Origin of the sequence: Pseudomonas sp. B6(2017) (assembly GCF_002112765.1) — a bacterium.
Lineage (GTDB): Bacteria > Pseudomonadota > Gammaproteobacteria > Pseudomonadales > Pseudomonadaceae > Aquipseudomonas > Aquipseudomonas piscis.
Window position 1 is genome coordinate 151799 of sequence record NZ_NEIQ01000016.1, and the last position, 19697, is coordinate 171495.

Genomic DNA, 19697 nt, shown 5'->3' on the forward strand with positions numbered 1-19697 from the left:
CTCCTGTCAGGCATGTTCGCCACCCGCTCCGGGTGGTGCCGCAGGATAAGCGCTTCAGGCTGCTGGCTGAAGCGCTGGCTTGAATTGCAGCAATGCGCGCAGCCCGCCTTCGGGGCGGTTATGCAGGTCCAGGCGACAGCCGATCTTGCCGGCGATCATCTGCATGATGGCCAACCCCAGCCCGGCCCCCTGGGCGTTGCCCTGGCTGTAGAAACGCTCCAGCAGTCGTTCGCGATGTTGCTCGTCGATGCCGGGGCCGGCGTCCTCGACGCTCAGCTGGATAGCGCCATCGGCCTGGAGATGTACGCCGACCCGTACCTCGCTGCCCACGGGGGAGAAGTTCAAGGCGTTGGTCAAAAGGTTCTGCAAGGCAATGGCCAGGGCCGCCGGGTCGGTTTCTAGCTGGCAATCCTCGGAGCCTTCGAGTACCAGTTCGACCTCCTTCTCCAGGGCCAGGGGCGCCAGCTCCGCGAGTTCCTCGCGAACCAGCGCACAGAGGTCGATCCGGCTCATGCGTGGGCTGAGCAGGTGCGGTTCGATGGGGGCCATGGCCCGCAGTGGCGCCAGGCCCCAGCCGATGACCAGCCAGGTCAGCAAGACCAGCAGCGTCACGCCGATCAGGGTTGGCCACAGGGTATGACGGACGATGCGCTGGATCAGGTCCTGGCGGATATCGTCGCGTTCGCCGACCCAGATCAGCAGGCCCTGCTGCGGGTCGGCCAGGAGAAAGGCGCACCAGTCCTTGCCGTTCTCCTGGAGGTCATGACCGCCCAAGGCCTCAGGCGGAGCGCACCAGCAACTGGGCGTCGTCGCGCCAGACCTGGAAGGTCAGGCGGGTTTCATAAGGGTGGGCGGCGCCATCCACGCCGACCTGGCTCATGGCCTGGTCGAAGGCCTGGTACAGGCGGTCCCAGTCGGCATTGCCCGGCTCTTGCGAGCGCAAGACCCCTTGCTGCAGTCGCGCGCTCTGGGCCAGCTGGGCGTCGTAGACCTCTTCGATTTCATGATGGCTGTCACGCAGCACCAGCCAGCTGATCAGCACATCCCCCAGCAGCACCAGCACCAGCAACGGCAGCAGGATTCGAGTGCGTACCGAGTTCATGGCTTGAGCTCCAGCACGTAGCCGATGCCGCGCACGGTGCGGATCAGCTCGGCGCACAGTTTCTTGCGCAGGTTGTGGATCAGCACCTCCAGGGTGTTGCTCTCGACCCGGTCCTGCCAGCCGTACAGCGCCCGGGACAGGCGCTCGCGGGTCACCACCTTGCCCGGTCGGGCCATCAATTGGTGCAGCAGTTGGTACTCCATGGGCGTCAGCACGATCTCCGTTGCCTGGTAGTGCACTTGTTGGCTCGCCGGGTCCAGGCGAATGCCGGCGTGCTCCAGCAATGGCTGGGCCCGTCCCTGGCTGCGACGCAACAGGGCGCGGACCCTAGCCTTCAATTCATCGACGTCGAAGGGCTTGACCAGATAGTCGTCGGCGCCTGCATCCAGACCGGCAATCCGCTCAATCCCACCCCCAACCTCGACCGCCTGGCCAGCCAGAGCTGGTTCTTCAGGCACTTCTACGTCCCGGTCACCTGCACCGCCAAGACCGTGTGGGCCAGCATCACCGGCGTGCCCGATGTCACTCGCCAGGAGACCGCTACCCGTCACCCGCTGATCACCAGCCAACACAGCCTGATCAATGCCTTCAGCGACTATCAGAAGCTTTACCTGATCGGCGGCAACGCCGGTTGGGCCAACATCAACGGCCTGATCCGCCAGAGCATCGACAACGTGCGCCTGTACGATGAAGGCCACTGGCAATCGCCATTGGTGGACGTCTGGGGTATCTCCGACCTCGACCTGTTCAAGGAAAGCGACCGCCTGCTGCGCGCCATCCCCAGGGACCAGCCGTTCTTCGCCTACCTGCAAACCTCCGGTAACCATCGCCCGTTCACCATCCCCAAGGACAACGACGGCTTTCAAGCCCAGGACCTGCCCCTGGAACAGGTGCAAGCCGCGGGCTCGCGCAGCCTTGCGCAATACAACGCCGTGCGCCTCTTGGACTTCAACATCGGCCGGCTGATGGAGATCGCCAAGGCAGGTGGTTATTACGACAACACCATCTTTGTGTTCTTCGGCGACCACAACACTCGCATCAGCCAGATCCCCCACATGGCCCCGGCGTTTGAACAGCTGGGGCTGGAGAGCAACAACGTGCCGCTGCTGATCCATGCGCCGAAAATGTTGCAACCCCGAGTGATCGAAGAAGCCGTCGGCCTGGCCGACCTGCTGCCCACAGTGGCCGGGATGGCAGGGATAGCGTTCACCAATGGCGCCATGGGGCGGGATATCCAGCAGCCTGCGCCGGAAGGGGAACGCGTGGTACCGCTGGTGTTGAGAGAAGGGACCTTCCCGGTGATCGGCGGCGTGACCCAGGATTTTCTGTTGCAGATGCAGCACGACGGTACCGGTGCGACCTTGCACGACCTGGCCTCGAGCACTCCCCGTGAGAATGTGGCGCAAGAGCATCCGCAGGAATTTGAACGGTTGCTGAAATTGACGCGGGGGATGCATGAGGGCGCGCGGTTGATGTTGTATCGCAATGTGCGCTAGCCCATCTCGACTTGCACAATTTGCTAGTGCCTGTACCTGAGGACCGATTCAAGGTTTGCTCTCTTCATTGACAGCGATCAGGGGCCTTAATAGTTTCTGCGGTGGCTTGATAGCTTGTAGTTGGATAGGTGCCCAGGTATCTAGTCTTGTCCAGATTTCAAGAGCATCGCATCAGCAGGGAGGCTGCATGACTCAGCAACACAATGACAACCATTACGTTCCACAGCTTTATCTCAAACAATGGGCGATTGATGGCAAGGTACTTACCTATCGCCTGTTAGTTCAAAATCCCAATGTGCGTCAATGGAGTACATATACCCCCAAGGGTATTGCTTACCACCGGCATTTGTATGTCTACACCTACGCACAGGGTGAAACCGATGAGTTTGAGCGTTGGCTGGATAGCGAATTCGAGTCCCCAGCCAAAGCAGCCATTGAGCGTGCGACCAAGGGGCAACGCCTGACTCCGCAAGATTGGACGTTATTGATACGTTATCTCGCTGCGCAAGATGTTCGAACGCCGGCCAGGCTGAGAGAATTTCTTATGCACCAGCAGGAACATCTTCCTGGTCAGTTGAGCGAGGTACTTCCGCGCACTCTTGAACAGCTGGAAAGCCAAGCCAGCCTCGAGCTGGAGATTCAAGTTCCTACTCAGCAGGAACTCGATTCAGCACCGGTTAAAGTCACCTTTGAGCCTCACCCGGATCGGCCAGGCGGTACGATCCAGGCAACCACGCTCATTGGCCGCAAGCTTTGGGTGGACGCGACGCGGTACGTACTGCAAAACGTGATGCCTGAACTGATGAAACACAAGTGGACAATTTTCACCGCGCCTGGCGATTTCGAATGGTCTACCAGCGACGATCCTGTAATACGCCTCGATGTGTTGAGCAAGCCGTACAACTTTAAAGGGCGGTGGGGCGGCGAAAGTGGTTTTATCCTGCTTCCTCTAAGCCCGAAACATCTACTATTCACAAGCTTTGGCCAGCGCATGCCTCCTCGTGGAAAGAAGGTGTCCATTGAATTTGCTATGCAGATAGAAAAAATCATTGTGGAGCATGCTTATCGTTATGTGTTCTCTACAAAAGAACACGATATGCGTGCCCGTCGCCCAAGAATTGAGTGCGCTGAGTTGTTTAAGGAGGAAAAAGCAATCTGGGAAAATTGGCACCGCGATCAAAGTCATGCGGAGCGCCAGCTATTTTGAGTTTTCTTCTGCACAGCTAACAAGCAAGGGGTGGGAACTCTCATAGCGCTCGCACGGAAGTGGATTGCCTCGCTGTCGTGGACATCTCCCGCATACGCTTTATGCGCAAGCACCCGGTGAACTCGCCTTCTGAGTTGCAGCCTTGAGGACGATGGTGTTCGCCAATCATCCTTATCACCAGGGCTCTTGTGCGCCATGTGCGTTGCGGCGGACGCGGATCGCATCAGCAAGACCCTTTTTCCTTTCAGTGACTTTGCTATTCTGCGGCCCCTTTTCCCCATTGCAAGGAGCGCAGGCATGACCCGGCCCATTGGCGGCAGTACGCAAACAAGGGCTGGTAAACAGCGTTACCTCCAACATATGTTCTCTCCATTGGCCCCAGCGCTCGTGCTGGGCCTGGCGCTCAGCAGTCCTGGTGCCAGCGCCGACCCCACCACCACCTACCGGGGCACCCTCGGCGACACCCCGGTCGAACTGGCCCTGACCTACGACTCCCAATACGGCGGCGGCATGTCCGGCTACTGGTTCAGCGAAGCCGATCGGTTGCCCATTCCCCTGGAGCTGACGCCGTTTCGCCAGGGCGACGAGCTGCTGATCAATATCATGGACAACCCGACCCTGCCGGCCGCTGCCGTGTCGTTGCAGTCCTTCAGCGAAGGGGCTGATTCCCTGCAGGGTTCTTTTATCGATCTGCGCACGGGTGGGCAGCAGCCGTTGCACTTGCAGCGGGTGATGCGCTTTGCCGGTAGCCGGCGCGAGGCATTCGACGGGGAGCTGTTGCAGCCGGTGCAGGACAAGGATTTCTATTTCCGCGTGCATGCCCTGCGCCATGCCGGGGAAGACACGGGCCGCGTGGACAATATCCGGATGCTGAGCCGCGCCACCGGCCAGGTGGTGCAGGAGGTGGCCGGGCAGTGGTGCCTGGCCGCTATCGGAACGCGAACCCTGGGTTTTGCGGATTTCGATGGGGATGGCACGGTGGACTTCCAGGTGCAGGGTTATAGCGTGAGCGGCCAAGGTGGCGGGGCGTCGTGCGCGCCGGCGCAATATTACCTGTATCACCCGGCGACCAAGGCCTACCTGCGCCATCCATTGCTGGAGCAGTTCGCGGTGGATGGCACCCTGCGTTTTGCGCCCGGTGGCCAGATGGAGTTCAGCAAGCAGGACTTCATCGACTACGACAAACGCATCCGGCGTTGGGATTACTACCGAGTGATCAGCCCTGATCGGCTGCAGTACCTGTCATCTGGCGAGGAGCGTTTCTGATGGGGGCGGTCGCTGTTTTTCGTGGGCTGGCAGTGGTGTTGCTGTTGGCCTGGATGATGCCCGCGCAGGCGGCCCATGGGGTGTATACGGGGACGCTGGGCAAGCAGGCCATTGTCTTGACCCTGGGCAATCAGAATGCGGTCTACCAGGGCACCTATGCCTACCAGCGCTATCGCACGCCGATCCGCCTCAAGCCGAGCTTCAGCTTCAGCAACAAGACGCTGGCCATGGATGAGTTGGACGAGCAGGGTCTGCCGGTGGCGCGCCTGCAGTTCAATGACCTGATGAACTCCCGCCAGCAGGAGCAGGTGCGCGGCACCTGGACCAGTTATCGCACGGGCAAGACCTTGCCGATTGCGCTGCAACTGGTGGGCCTGGTGGATTCGGACCGCTCCTGGCCGCAGCCGGTCACCACGCTGTTGCAGAGCGCTTCCACCAAGCGTTGGTATTTCCAGGTGCCGATGCAGGGCAGCGATCGACGGATCACGACGGTGGAGGTCATGCGCAAGTCCACTGGCAAACCCTTGCAGACCTTGGCGGTCAGTGCACCGGGGTGCCCGAACCTGGGGGTGGATACCTTGCAGTTGCAGCTCGAGGGGGAGCAATTGCGAATTGGCTTCAAGGACTGCAAGTTGCCGGGATTCCAGTGGAGCCCCAACATTGGGCGTTTCCAAGCGCAGCCTTGAGCCACCGTTCGCGGCCGCGCTGAAAAAGGTCGCGGCCGGGGCAGGCGATCCACCGTTCGCCTGCCCCGGCCAGCTGGCTCCTGCCCCTCAGGAGTTCGTGGGTTGGAACCTGACCGGTTGTAGCGCGGCACGCTTGCGCACGGGCTTGACCATCAGCCCCAGCCCTCCACCGATCAGCAGGATCGCCGCCATGAAGTACATCGCGGCCTGGGTATTGCCCGTCACCTGGGTCAGCCAGCCCACCACGATGGTGCTGAAGAATCCCGCCACGTTGCCCAGGGTGTTGATCAGCGCCACGCCCGCAGCGGCTGCCGCGCCACCCACCACCGCCGTGGGCAGGCCCCAGAACACCGGCAGGCTGCTGATCATGGCAGCGGTGCCGATGGTCAAGCCGAACATGGCCAGCATCAGGTTGTCGCCAAAGAAAGTGCCGAACGCCACGCCCAGGGCGCCGATGCCGGCGCAGATCGCCAGGTGCCAGCGGTACTCGCCATGGCGGTCGGAGCTGCGGCCCACCAGCACCATGCTGATCGCTGCGGCGGCATAGGGCAGGGCGGTGAGTGCGCCAATGACCCAGGGCTGTTGTACACCGCTATTGCGAATGATGGTGGGCAACCAGAAGCTGATGACGTATTGGCCCAGCACCAGGCAGAAGTACACGCCGCCCAGCAGCCAGATCTGCGGATGGAACAGGCCGTCACGCAGGCGGTGGCTGTGCTTTTGCGCGGCTTCGCGGTCGATGGCGGCTTGCATGCCCTGGCGCTCCTCTACGGTGAGCCAGTGGGCGTCGGCGATGCGGTCGCGCAGGAGGAAGAACACCGCGGCGCCGAGGGCCACGGCGGGCAGGCCTTCGATCACGAACAGCCATTGCCAGCCGGCGTAGCCGGACACACCGTCGAGGTGTTGCAGGATCAGCCCGGAGATCAGCGAGCCGAACAGGCTGGAAATCGGCAGGGCCATGATGAACAGGGCCGTCATCACGCCCCGGCGACGGCTGGGAAACCAGGTGGTGAGGTAGAAGATGATGCCGGGAAAGAAACCCGCCTCGGCGATGCCGATCAGCAGGCGCAGGACGTAGAAGGCCAGCGGTGTCTGGATGAACATCATGGCTGCCGACAACAGGCCCCAGGTGATCATGATGCGGGCGATCCAGCGCCGGGCGCCGAAGCGGTGCAGGGCGACGTTGCTGGGGATCTCGAACAGCAGGTAGCCGACGAAGAAGATCCCGGCGCCCAGGCCATACACCGCTTCGCTGAACTTGAGGTCGTCGAGCATCTGCAGCTTGGCGAAACCGACGTTGACCCGGTCCAGGTACGCCACCAGGTAACACAGGATCAGCAAGGGGATGATGCGCCAGGCGGTCTTGCTATAGGCCGACTGCAAGGCGGCATCGTCGAGGGCCGTGGGCGGCTGTTGGGACTGGTTCATGGTGGGCCTCTTTATTTTTGTTGTGTGAGCGGCTGATGAAAAACGTGCCTCAGGGTTCGGGCAGCAGGCGGGTGGCCGGCCATTCGCCGGATCGACACATGTCGCGGACCAACTGCGCAATCAGGTCGGCGATGGTGCTGCGCAGGTTGCTCTCGGGCAGGGCGGCGCAGACGCAGATGCCCAGGGTTCGAAACACCTCCCTGGGGCTGATGGCATGGGCCACCAGCCGGCCTTCGGCGACTTCGCGCAGGGCCAGGTTCAGCGGCATGATGCTGGGGCCGACGCCGGCCTCCACCGCGCTCTTGAGGATGTGCACCGAGTTGACCTCCATGGCCACCGTGGCGGGCGGTAGCTGCAAGCGCTCCAGGGCCTGGTCGACGCAGGCCCGGGTGCTGTGGCTGTGGGCGCGGCTGGGAAACACCAGCGGCCGGGCCACGGCCTGGGCCAGGGTCACGGCCCCGGGCGGCGGGGCCTGGGGATCGTCGGCGCGATGGATCAGGTAGAAGTCCTCTTCGAGCAGCGGGCTGAAGCGCACCTGCGGGGGCAGGCCGAAGGGACTGAACACGGCGATGTCGACCCGGCCCCGGACCAGTTGCTCCACCAGGTTGCCGGTGAGTTCCTCGTTCAGTTGCAGCTCGACCTTGGGATGGCGCCGGGCCACGGCCTGGATCAGCGGCAGGGCGACGATGCTGGCCACGCTCTGGGGCAGGGCCACGACGATGCTGCCGGTGAGCGCTCCGGGCTCGCTGCTGATGGCCGCACGGGCAGCGCGCAGGTGCTTGAGCAGGCCCTGGGCATGTTCGTAGAACAGCCTGCCGGACTCATTGACGCTGATGCCGCTGTTGCTGCGCTGGAACAGCTGCACGCCGAGGTCGGCCTCCAGGGCCGCCATCTGCTTGCTCAGGGCCGATTGCGCCACGTGCACTTCCCGTGCGGCCCGGGACAGGCTGCCGGCATCGACCACGGCGACGAAGTACTTCAGCTGGCGGATTTCCATCGCAGCTCCTTGCGGGCCAGGCCCTAGTTGGCCACGGGGCCCCGGGGGAAGATCTTGCCCGGGTTCATCAGTTGCCGCGGATCGAGGGCGGCCTTGATCGCCGCCATGGCGTCCATGGCGTGCTGCCCGTGTTCCAGGCCCATGAAGCCTTGCTTGGTCAGCCCGACTCCGTGCTCGCCAGTGCAGGAGCCCTGCATGGCGATGGCCCTTTGCGCCAGGCGCTGGGCCACGGCCTCGGCCCGTTGCAGTTCGTCGGGGCTGTCTGGATCCACCAGGATCACCGCATGGAAATTGCCGTCACCGACATGGCCGAAGATCGGCGCCAACAACTCTTGTTCTCGCAGGTCGGCAGCGGTGGCCTCGATGCATTCGGCCAGGCGCGAGATCGGCACCACGGCGTCGGTGGTCAGGGCGCGACAGCCGGGGCGCAGGGCCAGGGCGGCGAAGTAGCCGTCGTGCCGGGCCTGCCACAGGCGGCTGCGGTCTTCCGGGTGCACCGCCCACTCGAAATCCTGGCCGCCGTGTTCGTCGGCCAGCAGGCGGATGGTCTCTACCTGTTCCTTGACCGAGGACTGCGAGCCATGCAGTTCGAAGAACAGCCCCGGCGCCTCGTTCAATTGGGTTTTGCTGTAGGCATTCAAGGCGCGCACGGTGAGGGCGTCGATCAGCTCGATGCGGGCGATCGGCACCCCCAGCTGGATGGCCTGGATCACCGTGCGCACTGCTTGGTCGACGCTGGGGAAGTTGCATATCGCGGCGCAAATCGCTTCGGGGATCGGGTGCAGTTTCACCGTCAGTTCGGCCAGCGTGGCCAAGGTGCCGCCGGAGCCCACCAACAGGTGGGTGAGGTCATAACCCGAAGAGGATTTACGCGCCCGGCCGCCGGCTTGCAGGACCCGACCATCGGCCAGCACCGCGTTCAGGGCCAGGACGTTTTCGCGCATGGTGCCGTAGCGCACGGCGTTGGTGCCCGAGGCGCGGGTTGCCGCCATGCCGCCCAGGGAGGCGTCGGCACCAGGGTCGATGGGGAAGAACAAGCCGGTGCCGTGCAGCGCGGCGTTGAGCTGCTTGCGAGTCACCCCCGGTTGCACGGTGGCGTCCATGTCGTCGACGCGGATCTCGAGGATCTGGTTCATGCCCGACAGGTCGATGCAGACCCCGCCATGCAGGGCATGGACCCAACCTTCCAGGGAGCTGCCGCTGCCGTAGGGAATGATCGGCACCCGATGGCGGTGGCAGGCCTGCTGCACGGCGATGATTTCGTCGAGATGATTGACGAAGGCCACGGCCTGGGGCGGCATGGGATCCAGCGCCGAGATGTCCTGGCCGTGGTGTTCGCGCACGCTGGCGGCAAGGCTCAGGCGCGAGCCCAAGAGGTTGGTGAGTTCGTCCACCAGGGCGGCCGGCAGCGGCGGGACGTCGGGGGTAGCGAAGGCAGGGGGCAGCATCGGGCGATCTCCGGTTTATTGTGCGCACCGCTGGCCGGGCCAGGGTGGGGAGTTGCCCATATCCTAACTGCATGAACGAGGCGTCGGTCATGCAGATTGGAGATGGCCTTATCGCGAGGGCAGATGGCGGCCAAGGCTTCGTGTAGGCGCTGGCGCAGGCTGCGCACGCCTCGGGACGAGGCGCGGGACCGGTAAATCGTGTCGCCAGGGTTTGCGGGCGCTGCGCGCCCGGTCGCAGCCTCGCGGGCTTGGCAGCGGCTACAGGTGTTTTGTGTGGCCGCTGCCGCAGGCTTTGGGACGAGGCGCGGGGTCAGAAGTTGATCGAGGCGCTCAGGCGTGCGCTCAGCGGTGCGCCCTGGAACAGGTAGTCGTCGCCCAGGTACTCGCCGACGTCACGCCAGTAGCGCTTGTCGAACAGGTTGTCCACGGTCAGGCGGAACACCGTGTCGTAGCCATCGATACGGGTGCTGTAGCGGCTGCCGATGTTGAAGATCGCGTAGCTGCCGGCGCTGACGTTGCCCGTGCGGTCGGCGTACTTGCTGGCGCTGTATTGCATCCCGCCCAGCAGGGCCAGGCCGTCGAGCCAGGGCAGGGCGTAGTCGCCCTGGAGGCTGGCCCGCAGGCGCGGCACGTTGAGGGCCTGATGGCCTTCGTAGGCCGGGGTGCCGGTGCCTTCGACCCGCGCGCGAATCGCCGCGACGCTGGCGGCGATCTGCAAGCGCTGGGTGGCCCAGCCATTGGCCGAGAGTTCCAGACCGGTGTTCTTTTGCTGGCCTTGCTGGATATAGGTGAACTGGCCATCGCCGTCCGGGCGCGCGTACTGGTAGGCCTGGCGCATCTGGAACAACGCGGCGGTGAAGCTCATGCGCTGCCAGTCGTACTTGACCCCGGTCTCGATCTGCCGCGATACGGTGGGGGCCAGGGTGGTGCCGCTATTGCGTGTGGAAAAAGGCGCCTGCCCACCCAGGGACAGACCCTTGCCGTACTGGGTGTAGAGCGACAGGTTGGCCACCGGCTTGTAGATCAGCGCTGCCTGGGGCAGGAACATGTAGCGCTGGGTATGGCGTTCACGCATGCCATTGGTGTCGAAGCTTTCTTCATCCAGGCGCACTTCACGCCCACCCAGAACGGTCTGCCATTGCTCGTTGAAACTGATGCGGTCGCTGAAGAACAGGCCGTACTGGCGACTGTCCAGGCGTTTGTGGGAGTCGTTGAGCGGCTCTGTGGAACGGGCAAAGTTGTCCGGCTTGCTGCCGATATTGCCTACACCAGTTAGATACATCGTCTGGCCACGGTTAGATACCACTCGACGGAATGCACTGGTACCAAGGCTCAGCTCATGCCCCAGTCCTCCTGCATCGAAACGACCATTGAGCACTGCCTGGATTTCATCGTTGCGTCGGGTGTCGTCGGGGCTGGGGAAATCGTAGATGTCGTAGCCGCCCTCGGGGCTGAAGTAGTTGCCGTTTTTGTTGATGCAACCGGTGGTGCAGCCACCCCACGCAAACGAGCTGTAGTCATCGATCACCACCCGGCTACGCGAGGCGCTCAAGTTGCCTTTCCAGTCGTCGTTGAAGCGGTACTCGAAGTTGCCGCTGATGTTCAGCGATTCGTTGGTCACCGGTTTCGAGCCGCTCTGGTGGGCCAGCAGCTTCTTCGGCGAGGCGTGGTGCGGCAGCGCCGACCCGCCCAGCAGCTGGTAGCCAGGGGCCGAGCGCTGCTCCTTGTTCTGGTATTCGATGTCCAGTTGCAGCAGGGCATTGGGGCTGATGTTCCAGTCGAAGGCCAGGGAGGCGAAATCCCGTTGGCCGTTGGCGTGTTCGACATAGGAATGCAGGTCTTCGTGGGCCAGGTTGGCCCGCAGGCCGAACTGCTGCTCGCTGCCGAACCAGCCGCCGACATCGGTGGCCAGGTAGCCGCTGCCGCGATCGTCGGTGGAGACGGTGACCGAGCGAATATCCGTGGGTCGTTTGGTCACGTAGTTGATCAGCCCGCCGGGTTCGCTGACGCCGCTCTGCAGGCCGGACAGGCCCTTGAGCAACTCCACCCGCTGCTTGTTTTCCAGGGCCACGTTCTGCTCGCCAGTGATGGTGCGGCCGTTGATCTTGTAGCTGCTGGCGGCATTCAGGGCAAAGCCACGTACCTCGAAGTTCTCGTAGTAGCCCACCGGTGCGTAGCTCTGGCCTACCGAGGCATCGTTACGCAGGACTTCGCTGAGCAGCCGTGCCTGCTGGTCCTTGATCATGTCCTCGTTGATCACGCTGATGGATGCCGGAGTGTCCAGCAGCGGCGCTTCGTCGAAGCTGCCCACCGAGGCACTGTCGCTGCGGTAGCCGTAGGCCTGGGTAGCGCTGACAGTCTGGGTCGGTAGTTCGGTGGCAGCACCTGCAGCGCTGGTGCTGGCGGCCAGCAACAGGCCGAGGGTCAGGCGATTGAGGGTGTGCCCGGCGGTGCGCGCTGGCGCTGGGGCGGTCGGGTGGATGCGGTTCATGGGCGTTCCTTGAGGGCCAGCCTGTTCCGTGGCAGGCGCCAGGGCATTCCTGGAGCTGGTGTTCGGTGAGCTGTGCGGGCAGGGGAAACCGCAGGCTGGCGAGTCGGTTTGGGCGACGATCGGTGCGCGGTTTTCGGGCTGGCGCCATCATACAAGGTGCGGCGATGGGGTAAAGGCGGAAGAGGCGATGAAGCAGGACGACAGAGCGGTGGTTGTCACCGACGAGGGTGGGGGTCAGCGCTTGGACTCCTCGCTGGCCTTCTGCAGGGTCTCGATCTGCCTTTCCAGGAACTCGACCCGGCGCAGCAGCAGGGCCACCAGCTTGTCGTCTATGTTGCGGGCATCGTCGTTGGCCAGGGACTTCTCCAGGCGGTCGACGATTTCGTGGTTCATGCTGCGGTTTTCCTGCCTGGCGACGCGCTTGACCTGCGCATGCAAGTCATCGGGAAGACGGACGATGAATTTCTGGACCTGTGCGCGCATAGCGTATTTCCGAGCGGTTAAAAAATCGCATCATAAAAAGGCCATGAGCGGGGTGGCTTCAGGAAAATTCTGAAAGAAGTGCTGATTGTGCTGGGCAAGCAGTAGGCAATCATCGAGCCCCAACACCGGAGCTGGTTCTGATCACCTGCCTAGCGTTCAGGTACATATCGCAGCCCGATCAGTTCCCAATCGTTCCAGGTGGGTTCTATGTCCGGTCTCCAGAGGACCGGGATCCTTCGCAGCAGCTTCAAGGTCTCCTTGCAGTAATAGCCGCCATGGATTCGCCCCTTCGTTTCCACGGCCAAGGGAAAGGCCCCTGGTTCCGGTGGCAAAGGCAGCTTCCATCCGGGTTCGACCCGGGTACGGGCCAGCGCGAAGCGTTGCTCCACCAAAGCCTGGAGGGTTGATGGCAGGTACGGATAGGCGCAAGTCTGTTGCCTGGACAGGGACAGCTGGGTGAACTGCTTGAAGGTCACATAGCCCTTGTGGCCGGCTAGCGTCTCCAGGTCCTGCCTCGATAACACGTGGAACCGGGTGTCATCGAAGACAATCGCTCCCTGTTCTTCCCGTAGCGGCTGTGGCAGTTCGGCGAGGATGTAGTAGTGAGCCTGGAACGCCTTGCGCACCAGGTTCCTGTCCTGCAACAGGTTCCAACAAGCGGTCTGCTCGAGGCGCCAGCTCTGCGGTGAGGCAGTGCTTTTGATTTCTATGGTCAGGCCCCAGGTAAGCTGCAGATCGAATACGTCGCCCTGGTGCTGCTGCTCGAAACTTTTCCTCAGACTTTTGCGCAGGTGATCCGGGTAAGGATTTTGCCAGGTGAAGTGTTCTACCAGGCACCCCGCGATCTGTTCGGCATGGTCAATCAAGTGCTGGCATAGCAGGTATTCGATCAGGAGTCCGCGCAGAAAGGGTATCTGCAGGTTGGAGAAAGCCCAGGACCAAAATCCAGCGGCGTTGCGCTGGGTATCGATCCGATCGAATTTGAATTGGCTGTTCGAGGTCAGGCTCGGCACTGGCGGCAAGTCCTTTTGCTGGGGTGATGGTTCAGGCGCGTGTCTTGTACCAGCTTTGCATTCTCGGGCAATAGCCGGACAGCAAGTACCTGACGAAACACCGGTAGCGGCTTGCGCAAAACCCTTGCAGCGTCCCAACCAGTCGAAGATCGTCGAGTACCTGTTGGCTCCTGCCACCACCGATCCGCTGCTGCCGGAACCCACGGGCGCCGATCTGTGCCATCGGCCTTCGTTCTGGTTCCGCCTGAAGATGTCCGGCTTCGCCCTGGGCTTGGCGGTGTTGGTCGGCCTGGCGACCTATGGGGCCTGGTGGGGCTTCAGCCATGACCATGAAAGCCTGGTGATCCTCGGGATCCTGGTGTTGTACTTCGTGCTGGATACGGTCTGAGCCGGCGGCCCGGACCGGCCCTCGTGGGGCCGGCCGGGCAATGTAGCGGCGGGCTCAGCGCCGATCCAGCCACACGGTCTGGGCGTTGCAGAATTCACGCACGCCAAAGTGCGAGAGCTCACGGCCGAAGCCGCTTTTCTTCACGCCGCCGAAAGTCACCCGCGGGTCGCTGGCGCTATAGCCGTTGATGAACACACCACCGGTTTCCAGTTCGTCGGTCATTTGCCGGGCGCGCTCCAGGTCGGCGGTGAACAGGGTCGCGGTCAGGCCGAACTCGCTGTCGTTGGCCAGTTCCAGGGCGTGTTGGGCGTCGCGAGCGGTGATGATCGAGGCCACCGGACCGAACAGCTCCTCTTTGAACGAGGTCATCTGGTCGGTAACGCCGGCCAGCACCGTGGGCGGGTAATAGTTGCCCGCGCCTGCGGGCTTGACGCCGCCCAGCAACAGGCTGGCACCTTCGGCCAGGGTCGCCTCGACCTGCTGGTGCAGTTCGTCGCGCAGGTCGAAGCGGGCCATGGGGCCGATATAGGTGTCGTTGGCCAGTGGGTCGCCCATCACCAGGGCGCGGGTGGCTTCGACGAAACGCCGGGTGAATTCCTCCACCACGCCTTGCTCGACGATCAGGCGCTTGGCGGCGGCGCAGACCTGCCCGGTGTTCTGGTAGCGGCCGACTACCGCGGCCTTGACCGCTTCGTCCAGGTCGGCGTCGTCGAGCACGATGAAGGGGTCGGAGCCGCCCAGTTCCAGCACGCATTTCTTCAGTGCGGCACCGGCCTGGGCACCAATGGCGATGCCGGCGCGCACGCTGCCGGTCAGGGTCACGGCGGCGATGCGTGGGTCGGCGATGGCCCGGGACACGCCGTCCGGGGTGACGTTGACCAGCTCGAAGACCCCCTCGGGGAAGCCGGCCTTGTGCATGGCTTCCAGCAGCAGGTAGGCGCTGCCCATGACGTTCGGCGCGTGCTTGAGCACGTAGGTGTTGCCGGCCAGCAGCGCCGGTACTGCGCCGCGCAGTACTTGCCAGATGGGGAAGTTCCACGGCATCACCGCCAGGATCGGCCCCAGCGGTCGGTACTCGATGCGGGCCTTGTGGTGTTCCACCAGGGTCGCTTCCGGGGCCAGCATGGCCGGGCCGTGCTTGGCGTACCACAGGCACAGCTGGGCGCATTTCTCGATTTCGCCCCGGGCCTGGGCCAGGGGCTTGCCCATTTCCTGGGTGATCATGCGGGCCAGGGCTTCGCTGCTGTCGCGCAGGACCTGGGCCAGGGCCACCAGGTAGCCGGCGCGGTTGGCGACGTCCAGGCGCCTCCACTGGCCGAAACCGTGGCGGGCCCGCTCCAGGGCGGCGTCCAGGGCGACATCCGACTGATAGGGATAGGCGCCGATCCGCTCGCCGGTGGCGGGGTTGATCGACAGGGCATGGGTATGGCTGGAAACAGAAGTCATGGCACCGTCCTGCAAGGTGGGAATGGCAGCAGGTTACGGGGCTGGCTCTTTGCTGAAAACTGAATAATATTGAGCAAGTCGTTCACGATTGGAGAATGCAGTGGATCTGGTCCAGCTGGAGATTTTCAAGGCTGTTGCCGAGCAAGGCAGCATCAGCGCCGCGGCGCAGTTGATCCATCGAGTGCCGTCGAACCTGACCACGCGCATCAAGCAGCTGGAGCAGGACTTGGGCGTGGAGCTGTTCATCCGCGAGAAGAGCCGCATGCGCTTGTCGCCCGCCGGCTGGAACTTCCTCGACTATGCCCGGCGCATCCTCGACCTGGTGGCCGAGGCGCGCCTGACCGTGGCTGGCGAAGAGCCCCAGGGGCCCTTTGCCCTGGGCTCCCTGGAAAGTACCGCGGCGGTGCGCATCCCGGCGTTGCTGGCGGCCTACAACCAGCAATACGCCAAGGTCGAGCTGGACCTGTCCACCGGCCCCTCGGGGACCATGCTCGAAGGTGTGTTGTCCGGCCGATTGGTGGCGGCGTTCGTCGATGGCCCGTTGCGCCATCCGACCCTGGAAGGGCTGCCGGTGTTCGAGGAGGAAATGGTCCTGATCGCGCCCCTGGGCCATGCCCCCATCACCCGGGCACGTGAGGTCAACGGTGAAAGCATCTACGCCTTTCGCGCCAACTGCTCCTATCGCCACCATTTCGAAAGCTGGTTCACCCAGGACGCCGCGGTGCCGGGCAAGATCCACGAGATGGAGTCCTACCACGGCATGCTGGCGTGCGTCAGCGCCGGCGCCGGGTTGGCGCTGATGCCGCGCAGCATGTTGGAAAGCATGCCCGGGGCAGCCACGGTCAGCGTCTGGCCCTTGTCTGCGCGCTTTCGCTACCTGCAGACCTGGCTGGTCTGGCGGCGCGGCACGGTGTCCCAGAGCTTGAGCAGTTTTGTGAAGTTGCTGGAGGAGCGGGGGGCCGTGCTGGCTGAGGGATGAATGGGGCTGCCCGGCCATCGCTCGATGGCTGCGTCGGTGCGATTTGTGTAGGCTCGCGGCCTTTGCCTCGCATCTGGAGATGAGTCATGACCGATCAGCTTTGCCTTGTGTTCGTGCCGGCGTTGGTGGCGGTGTTGCTCAATGCCGAGACCACCAAGGGCACGCCCCTGACCGAAGCCGAAGTGCTGGAGATTCGTGATAGCGCCGCCTGCATCGCGGTGCCGGTGGAGGTGGCACTGAGCATGGAAAACGAGCGGGGCTATCGCGATCTGGTGGCCGAGGACTGCTGGGCGCAATGGCAGCAGTATCGGCGCGAAAGCCGAGCCTGAGAGGCCGTCTCGGCGCGCCAGCGGTGGGTTTTCGGGAGCGCCGGGCAGTGGCTGGGAGCGGTTTCTCAGCGCCTGCTCAAGGCCAGGCGCGCCGCGAATAGCACGAAGATCATGCCGGTGGTGCGATCCATCCACTGAATCACCTTTTCCCGTCGCAGCACCCCGCTCAGGGAGCGAGTGGCGCCAATCAGCAGCAGTGACCAGATCAGCCCGAGCATCACATGGATGCTCACCAGGGCGAAGGTCCAGGCCACCAGTGGCTGCCCCTGGGGAATGAACTGCGGCAGAAAGGACACATAGAAAATCCCCACCTTGGGATTGAGCACATTGCCCAGCATGCCCTTGAGAAACCAGTTGGCACCGGGCTTGGCGTCGGTGCCTGCGGGGGCAAAGGTGCGGCGCGGACGCAGCAGCATGTGCACCCCGAGCCAGGCCAGGTAGGCGGCGCCGCAGTACTTGAGCAGGTTGAAGGCCAGCTCCGACACCGCGATCAGGGCCCCCAGGCCGAACGCCACCGCGGCGCCCCACAACAGGCAGCCGGCATTGATCCCCAACGCTGCGCGCAGCGCCTGGCGCTTGCCCTCCACCGTGGCGGTGCGCAGTACCAGGGCGGTATCCAGCCCTGGGGTCAGGGTCAGCAGGGTGGCGGCCAGGGTGAAGGCCAGGAGGTTGTCGGCGACGGTCATGGGCATGGGCTCTGCAAGTGGTATTGGGGCCCACCTTGGCAGGCGGGCAGGGTAGGTCGGGCAATCTCAGGCTTGCTGGAAGGCCGAGATCCGCAAGGTCTTGATCAACAGCTGCTGCAAGTGGTCGACAGGCCTGGAGCCTTTGCTGGCACGGCTGCGATACACCGCCACCTGCATCGGTTCCAGCGGGCCCAAGCCCTCCTGTTCGCCGAGTATCTGTAAATGTTCCGGGACACTGCAACGGGTCAGGGCCGCCACCGCCAGGCCGCTCTCCACCGCGGCGATCTGCCCGGCCAGGCTCGAACTGTTGTAGACCACCCGGTACTCGCGGCCCTGCAGGGCCAGTGAGTTGATCGCACTGCGCCTGGCCAGGCTGACGCTTTCGTACACGGCGATCGGCAGCGGATCGCGGCGCCAGATATCGAACTGCGGCGAGCCGACCCAGACCATGGGTTCATGGAACAGCAGGGTGCCGCGTCGCGAGTGATCGCGGGAGATCAGCGCCAGGTCGAGCTCGCCTTGCTCCACCCGGGGGATCAGCGATGTCGACTGCTCGCAGTCCAGCTCGATTTCCACCGCTCCGTGGCGCGGGGCGAAGCGCTTGAGCGCCGGGGTCAGGTATTTGGCCGCGTAGTCGTCCGGCACCCCGAGGCGCACCCGCCCCGCCAGCTCAGCACCGTGGAAGGCCGATTGCGCATCGGCATGCAGGTCGAGCAGGCGCCGGGCGTAACCCAGCAGCACCTGGCCATCGGCGGTCAGTTGCAGGTGTCGGGCATCGCGCAGCAGCAACTGGCGGCCGACCGCGGCTTCGAGTTTTTTCAACTGCATGCTGATGGCCGATTGCGAGCGATGAACCTGTGGCGCGGCACCGGACAACGACCCGTTATCCACCACCGCGACAAAGCACTTGAGCCAGTCGAGCTGCAGATCCTGTTGTTTCATGGGGCGACTCTCGTATTCGATAAGCGAATGCTATGCAGGCGAATTATGCGCTCTTCGCTGCATTACGTCTGGTGGATAGTGCCTGCCTGTCCGTTGCGCGGGCCTCGCGCCGCGCCTGTCGAACCCTGCGTGCACCCGACTGCGGTGCCGCCAGCCAAAGGAAGCCTGATTGTGCTGAGCATCGATAAAGCCGCCCCCGCGCTGCAGTTCCATGAGGTGCTGGATGGCTTCAGGCGCCTGCTACCCATTTCCCTGTTCGTGATGATCTTCGGTGCCGCCTTCGGCCTGGCAGCGGTGCAGGCGGGCCTGGATCGCTCAACCATAGTGCTGATGAGCACCCTGGTGTTCGCCGGGGCGGCGCAGTTCGCGGTACTCGACCTGTGGGGAGCCCAGGTGCCGCTGCTGCCCCTGGTGGCGACGGTCTTCGCCATCAACGCTCGGCACCTGCTGATGGGCGCGACCCTGTATCCCTGGCTCAAGGAGCTGCCGCGCGGCCAGCGCTATGGGGTGATGCTGGTGGTCTCCGATGCCAACTGGGCCATGTCGATGCAGGCCTTCGATGCCGGCAAGCCGGGATTGGGCCTGTTGTTCGGGGGCGGTCTCGCGCTGTGGTCGACCTGGGTCGCTGGCAGCTGGCTGGGCCTGTACCTGGGCAGTTCGCTGCACGACCCGGTGAGTCTGGGCCTGGACATGGTAATGGGCTGCTTCCTGCTGGCCATGGTGATCGGCGGCCAGAAGAGCCTGCGCCTGCTGGTCATCTGGAGTGTCGCCGCCGGTTCAGCGCTGTTGGCCTACCGCTACCTGCCGGAGAACACCCATGTGGTGGCCGGAGCCTTGTGCGGGGGTATCGTCGGAGCGTTATGGATGGAGCAGCAGCATGTACATTGAAACCAGCGGTTCGGGCTTGTTGCTCATTGTGTCGATCATGGCCGTGGTGACCCTGGCCACACGCTGGGGCGGCGTACTGGTGATGTCCTGCGTGCCGATCAACCAGCGAGTGCGGCAGTTCATCGGGGCCATGTCCGGCTCGGTCCTGGTGGCGGTCCTGGCCCCGCTGGCGGTCACCGGCGACAGCGGCGCGCGGCTGGCCTTGCTGACCACCGCGGTGATCATGCTGCTGTTGAACAAACCCCTGCCGGCGATTGCCGCCGGCATAGTCGCCGCAGGATTGCTGCGGGCATTGTGAGGGCGCTGGTGCTGCTCAGGTCTTGCAGCGGACCAGCGCCAGATAGACCCCTGCGCCCTGGCCGGGTTCGAAATCGGGAGCAGGAACATCGTGATTTCCCCATCAAGCGTATGAGGAGGGGGCG

17 protein-coding genes and 3 pseudogenes are annotated in these 19697 nt (G+C 63.8%); 9 read left to right on the plus strand and 11 right to left on the minus strand.

The window, feature by feature from the left end:
• Positions 1–54: 54 nt before the first annotated feature.
• Positions 55–1102 (minus strand): annotated as a pseudogene (locus CAG11_RS25395) (sensor histidine kinase).
• A pseudogene (locus tag CAG11_RS25400) lies at positions 1099–1515 on the minus strand (winged helix-turn-helix domain-containing protein); the annotation flags it as partial. The pseudogenes CAG11_RS25400 and CAG11_RS25395, both read right to left, overlap by 4 nt.
• Here CAG11_RS25400 and CAG11_RS25405 point away from each other — a divergent pair.
• From CAG11_RS25405 to CAG11_RS25420, 4 genes and pseudogenes are all read left to right on the plus strand, one after another.
• A pseudogene (locus CAG11_RS25405) lies at positions 1468–2598 on the plus strand (LTA synthase family protein); the annotation flags it as partial. The pseudogenes CAG11_RS25400 and CAG11_RS25405 overlap by 48 nt on opposite strands.
• A 187-nt stretch (positions 2599–2785) precedes the next feature.
• Entirely contained in the window at positions 2786–3805 is a 1020-nt protein-coding gene (locus CAG11_RS25410; protein WP_085598592.1) for a DUF4238 domain-containing protein, read from the plus strand.
• A gap of 297 nt (positions 3806–4102) precedes the next feature.
• Complete coding sequence (locus tag CAG11_RS25415) at positions 4103–5071, plus strand: hypothetical protein (protein WP_085598594.1); 969 nt, start codon at positions 4103–4105, stop codon at positions 5069–5071.
• A complete protein-coding gene (locus tag CAG11_RS25420) occupies positions 5071–5757 on the plus strand; it encodes a hypothetical protein (RefSeq protein WP_085598596.1) in 687 nt (228 codons plus the stop codon). Before CAG11_RS25415 ends, CAG11_RS25420 begins: the two co-directional genes overlap by 1 nt.
• 87 nt (positions 5758–5844) lie before the next feature.
• Here CAG11_RS25420 and CAG11_RS25425 read toward each other — a convergent pair whose 3' ends face one another.
• From CAG11_RS25425 to CAG11_RS25450, 6 genes are all read right to left on the minus strand, one after another.
• Positions 5845–7185 (minus strand): MFS transporter, encoded by a 1341-nt coding sequence (locus CAG11_RS25425; protein WP_085598598.1) that lies wholly within the window; start codon positions 7183–7185, stop codon positions 5845–5847.
• A 49-nt stretch (positions 7186–7234) separates the two neighbouring features.
• The gene (locus tag CAG11_RS25430; protein WP_085598600.1) at positions 7235–8182 is read right to left on the minus strand and encodes a LysR family transcriptional regulator; all 948 of its coding nucleotides are present in this window, start codon (positions 8180–8182) and stop codon (positions 7235–7237) included.
• Between the two features lie 23 nt (positions 8183–8205).
• Positions 8206–9630 carry an FAD-binding oxidoreductase gene (locus CAG11_RS25435; protein ID WP_085598602.1) on the minus strand — a complete coding sequence of 475 codons (1425 nt, stop codon included), beginning with the start codon at positions 9628–9630 and terminating at the stop codon, positions 8206–8208.
• Between the two features lie 310 nt (positions 9631–9940).
• A complete protein-coding gene (locus CAG11_RS25440) occupies positions 9941–12121 on the minus strand; it encodes a TonB-dependent siderophore receptor (RefSeq protein ID WP_085598604.1) in 2181 nt (726 codons plus the stop codon).
• Positions 12122–12355: 234 nt separating this feature from the next.
• Entirely contained in the window at positions 12356–12604 is a 249-nt protein-coding gene (locus tag CAG11_RS25445) for an Arc family DNA-binding protein (RefSeq protein ID WP_022639593.1), read from the minus strand.
• A 149-nt stretch (positions 12605–12753) separates the two neighbouring features.
• Positions 12754–13617: a hypothetical protein gene (locus tag CAG11_RS25450; RefSeq protein WP_085598606.1), complete on the minus strand. Its 864-nt coding sequence runs from the start codon at positions 13615–13617 to the stop codon at positions 12754–12756.
• A 124-nt stretch (positions 13618–13741) separates the two neighbouring features.
• Here CAG11_RS25450 and CAG11_RS25455 point away from each other — a divergent pair, with 124 nt between their 5' ends.
• Positions 13742–14005 carry a hypothetical protein gene (locus CAG11_RS25455; protein ID WP_085598608.1) on the plus strand — a complete coding sequence of 88 codons (264 nt, stop codon included), beginning with the start codon at positions 13742–13744 and terminating at the stop codon, positions 14003–14005.
• 54 nt (positions 14006–14059) lie between these two features.
• Here CAG11_RS25455 and CAG11_RS25460 read toward each other — a convergent pair whose 3' ends face one another.
• Positions 14060–15451, minus strand: a complete 1392-nt coding sequence (locus CAG11_RS25460) for an aldehyde dehydrogenase family protein (RefSeq protein ID WP_085598610.1) — start codon at positions 15449–15451, stop codon at positions 14060–14062.
• 100 nt (positions 15452–15551) lie between these two features.
• Between CAG11_RS25460 and CAG11_RS25465 the strand changes: the two genes are divergently transcribed.
• Positions 15552–16430 (plus strand): LysR family transcriptional regulator, encoded by an 879-nt coding sequence (locus CAG11_RS25465; RefSeq protein WP_053136534.1) that lies wholly within the window; start codon positions 15552–15554, stop codon positions 16428–16430.
• Positions 16431–16516: 86 nt separating this feature from the next.
• Positions 16517–16759 carry a hypothetical protein gene (locus CAG11_RS25470; RefSeq protein WP_022639588.1) on the plus strand — a complete coding sequence of 81 codons (243 nt, stop codon included), beginning with the start codon at positions 16517–16519 and terminating at the stop codon, positions 16757–16759.
• Between the two features lie 65 nt (positions 16760–16824).
• Here the strand turns inward: CAG11_RS25470 and CAG11_RS25475 are convergent, their stop codons facing one another.
• Both CAG11_RS25475 and CAG11_RS25480 read right to left on the minus strand, forming a co-directional pair.
• Positions 16825–17445 carry a LysE family translocator gene (locus CAG11_RS25475; RefSeq protein WP_085598643.1) on the minus strand — a complete coding sequence of 207 codons (621 nt, stop codon included), beginning with the start codon at positions 17443–17445 and terminating at the stop codon, positions 16825–16827.
• A 66-nt stretch (positions 17446–17511) separates the two neighbouring features.
• On the minus strand, positions 17512–18387 hold the full coding sequence (locus CAG11_RS25480; RefSeq protein WP_085598613.1) for a LysR family transcriptional regulator: 876 nt from the start codon (positions 18385–18387) through the stop codon (positions 17512–17514).
• A gap of 171 nt (positions 18388–18558) precedes the next feature.
• On the opposite strand from CAG11_RS25480, the gene CAG11_RS25485 reads away from it, so the two are divergent.
• Positions 18559–19275 carry an AzlC family ABC transporter permease gene (locus tag CAG11_RS25485; RefSeq protein ID WP_256578721.1) on the plus strand — a complete coding sequence of 239 codons (717 nt, stop codon included), beginning with the start codon at positions 18559–18561 and terminating at the stop codon, positions 19273–19275.
• On the plus strand, positions 19265–19573 hold the full coding sequence (locus CAG11_RS25490; protein ID WP_085598617.1) for an AzlD family protein: 309 nt from the start codon (positions 19265–19267) through the stop codon (positions 19571–19573). Before CAG11_RS25485 ends, CAG11_RS25490 begins: the two co-directional genes overlap by 11 nt.
• Positions 19574–19697 lie beyond the last annotated feature (124 nt).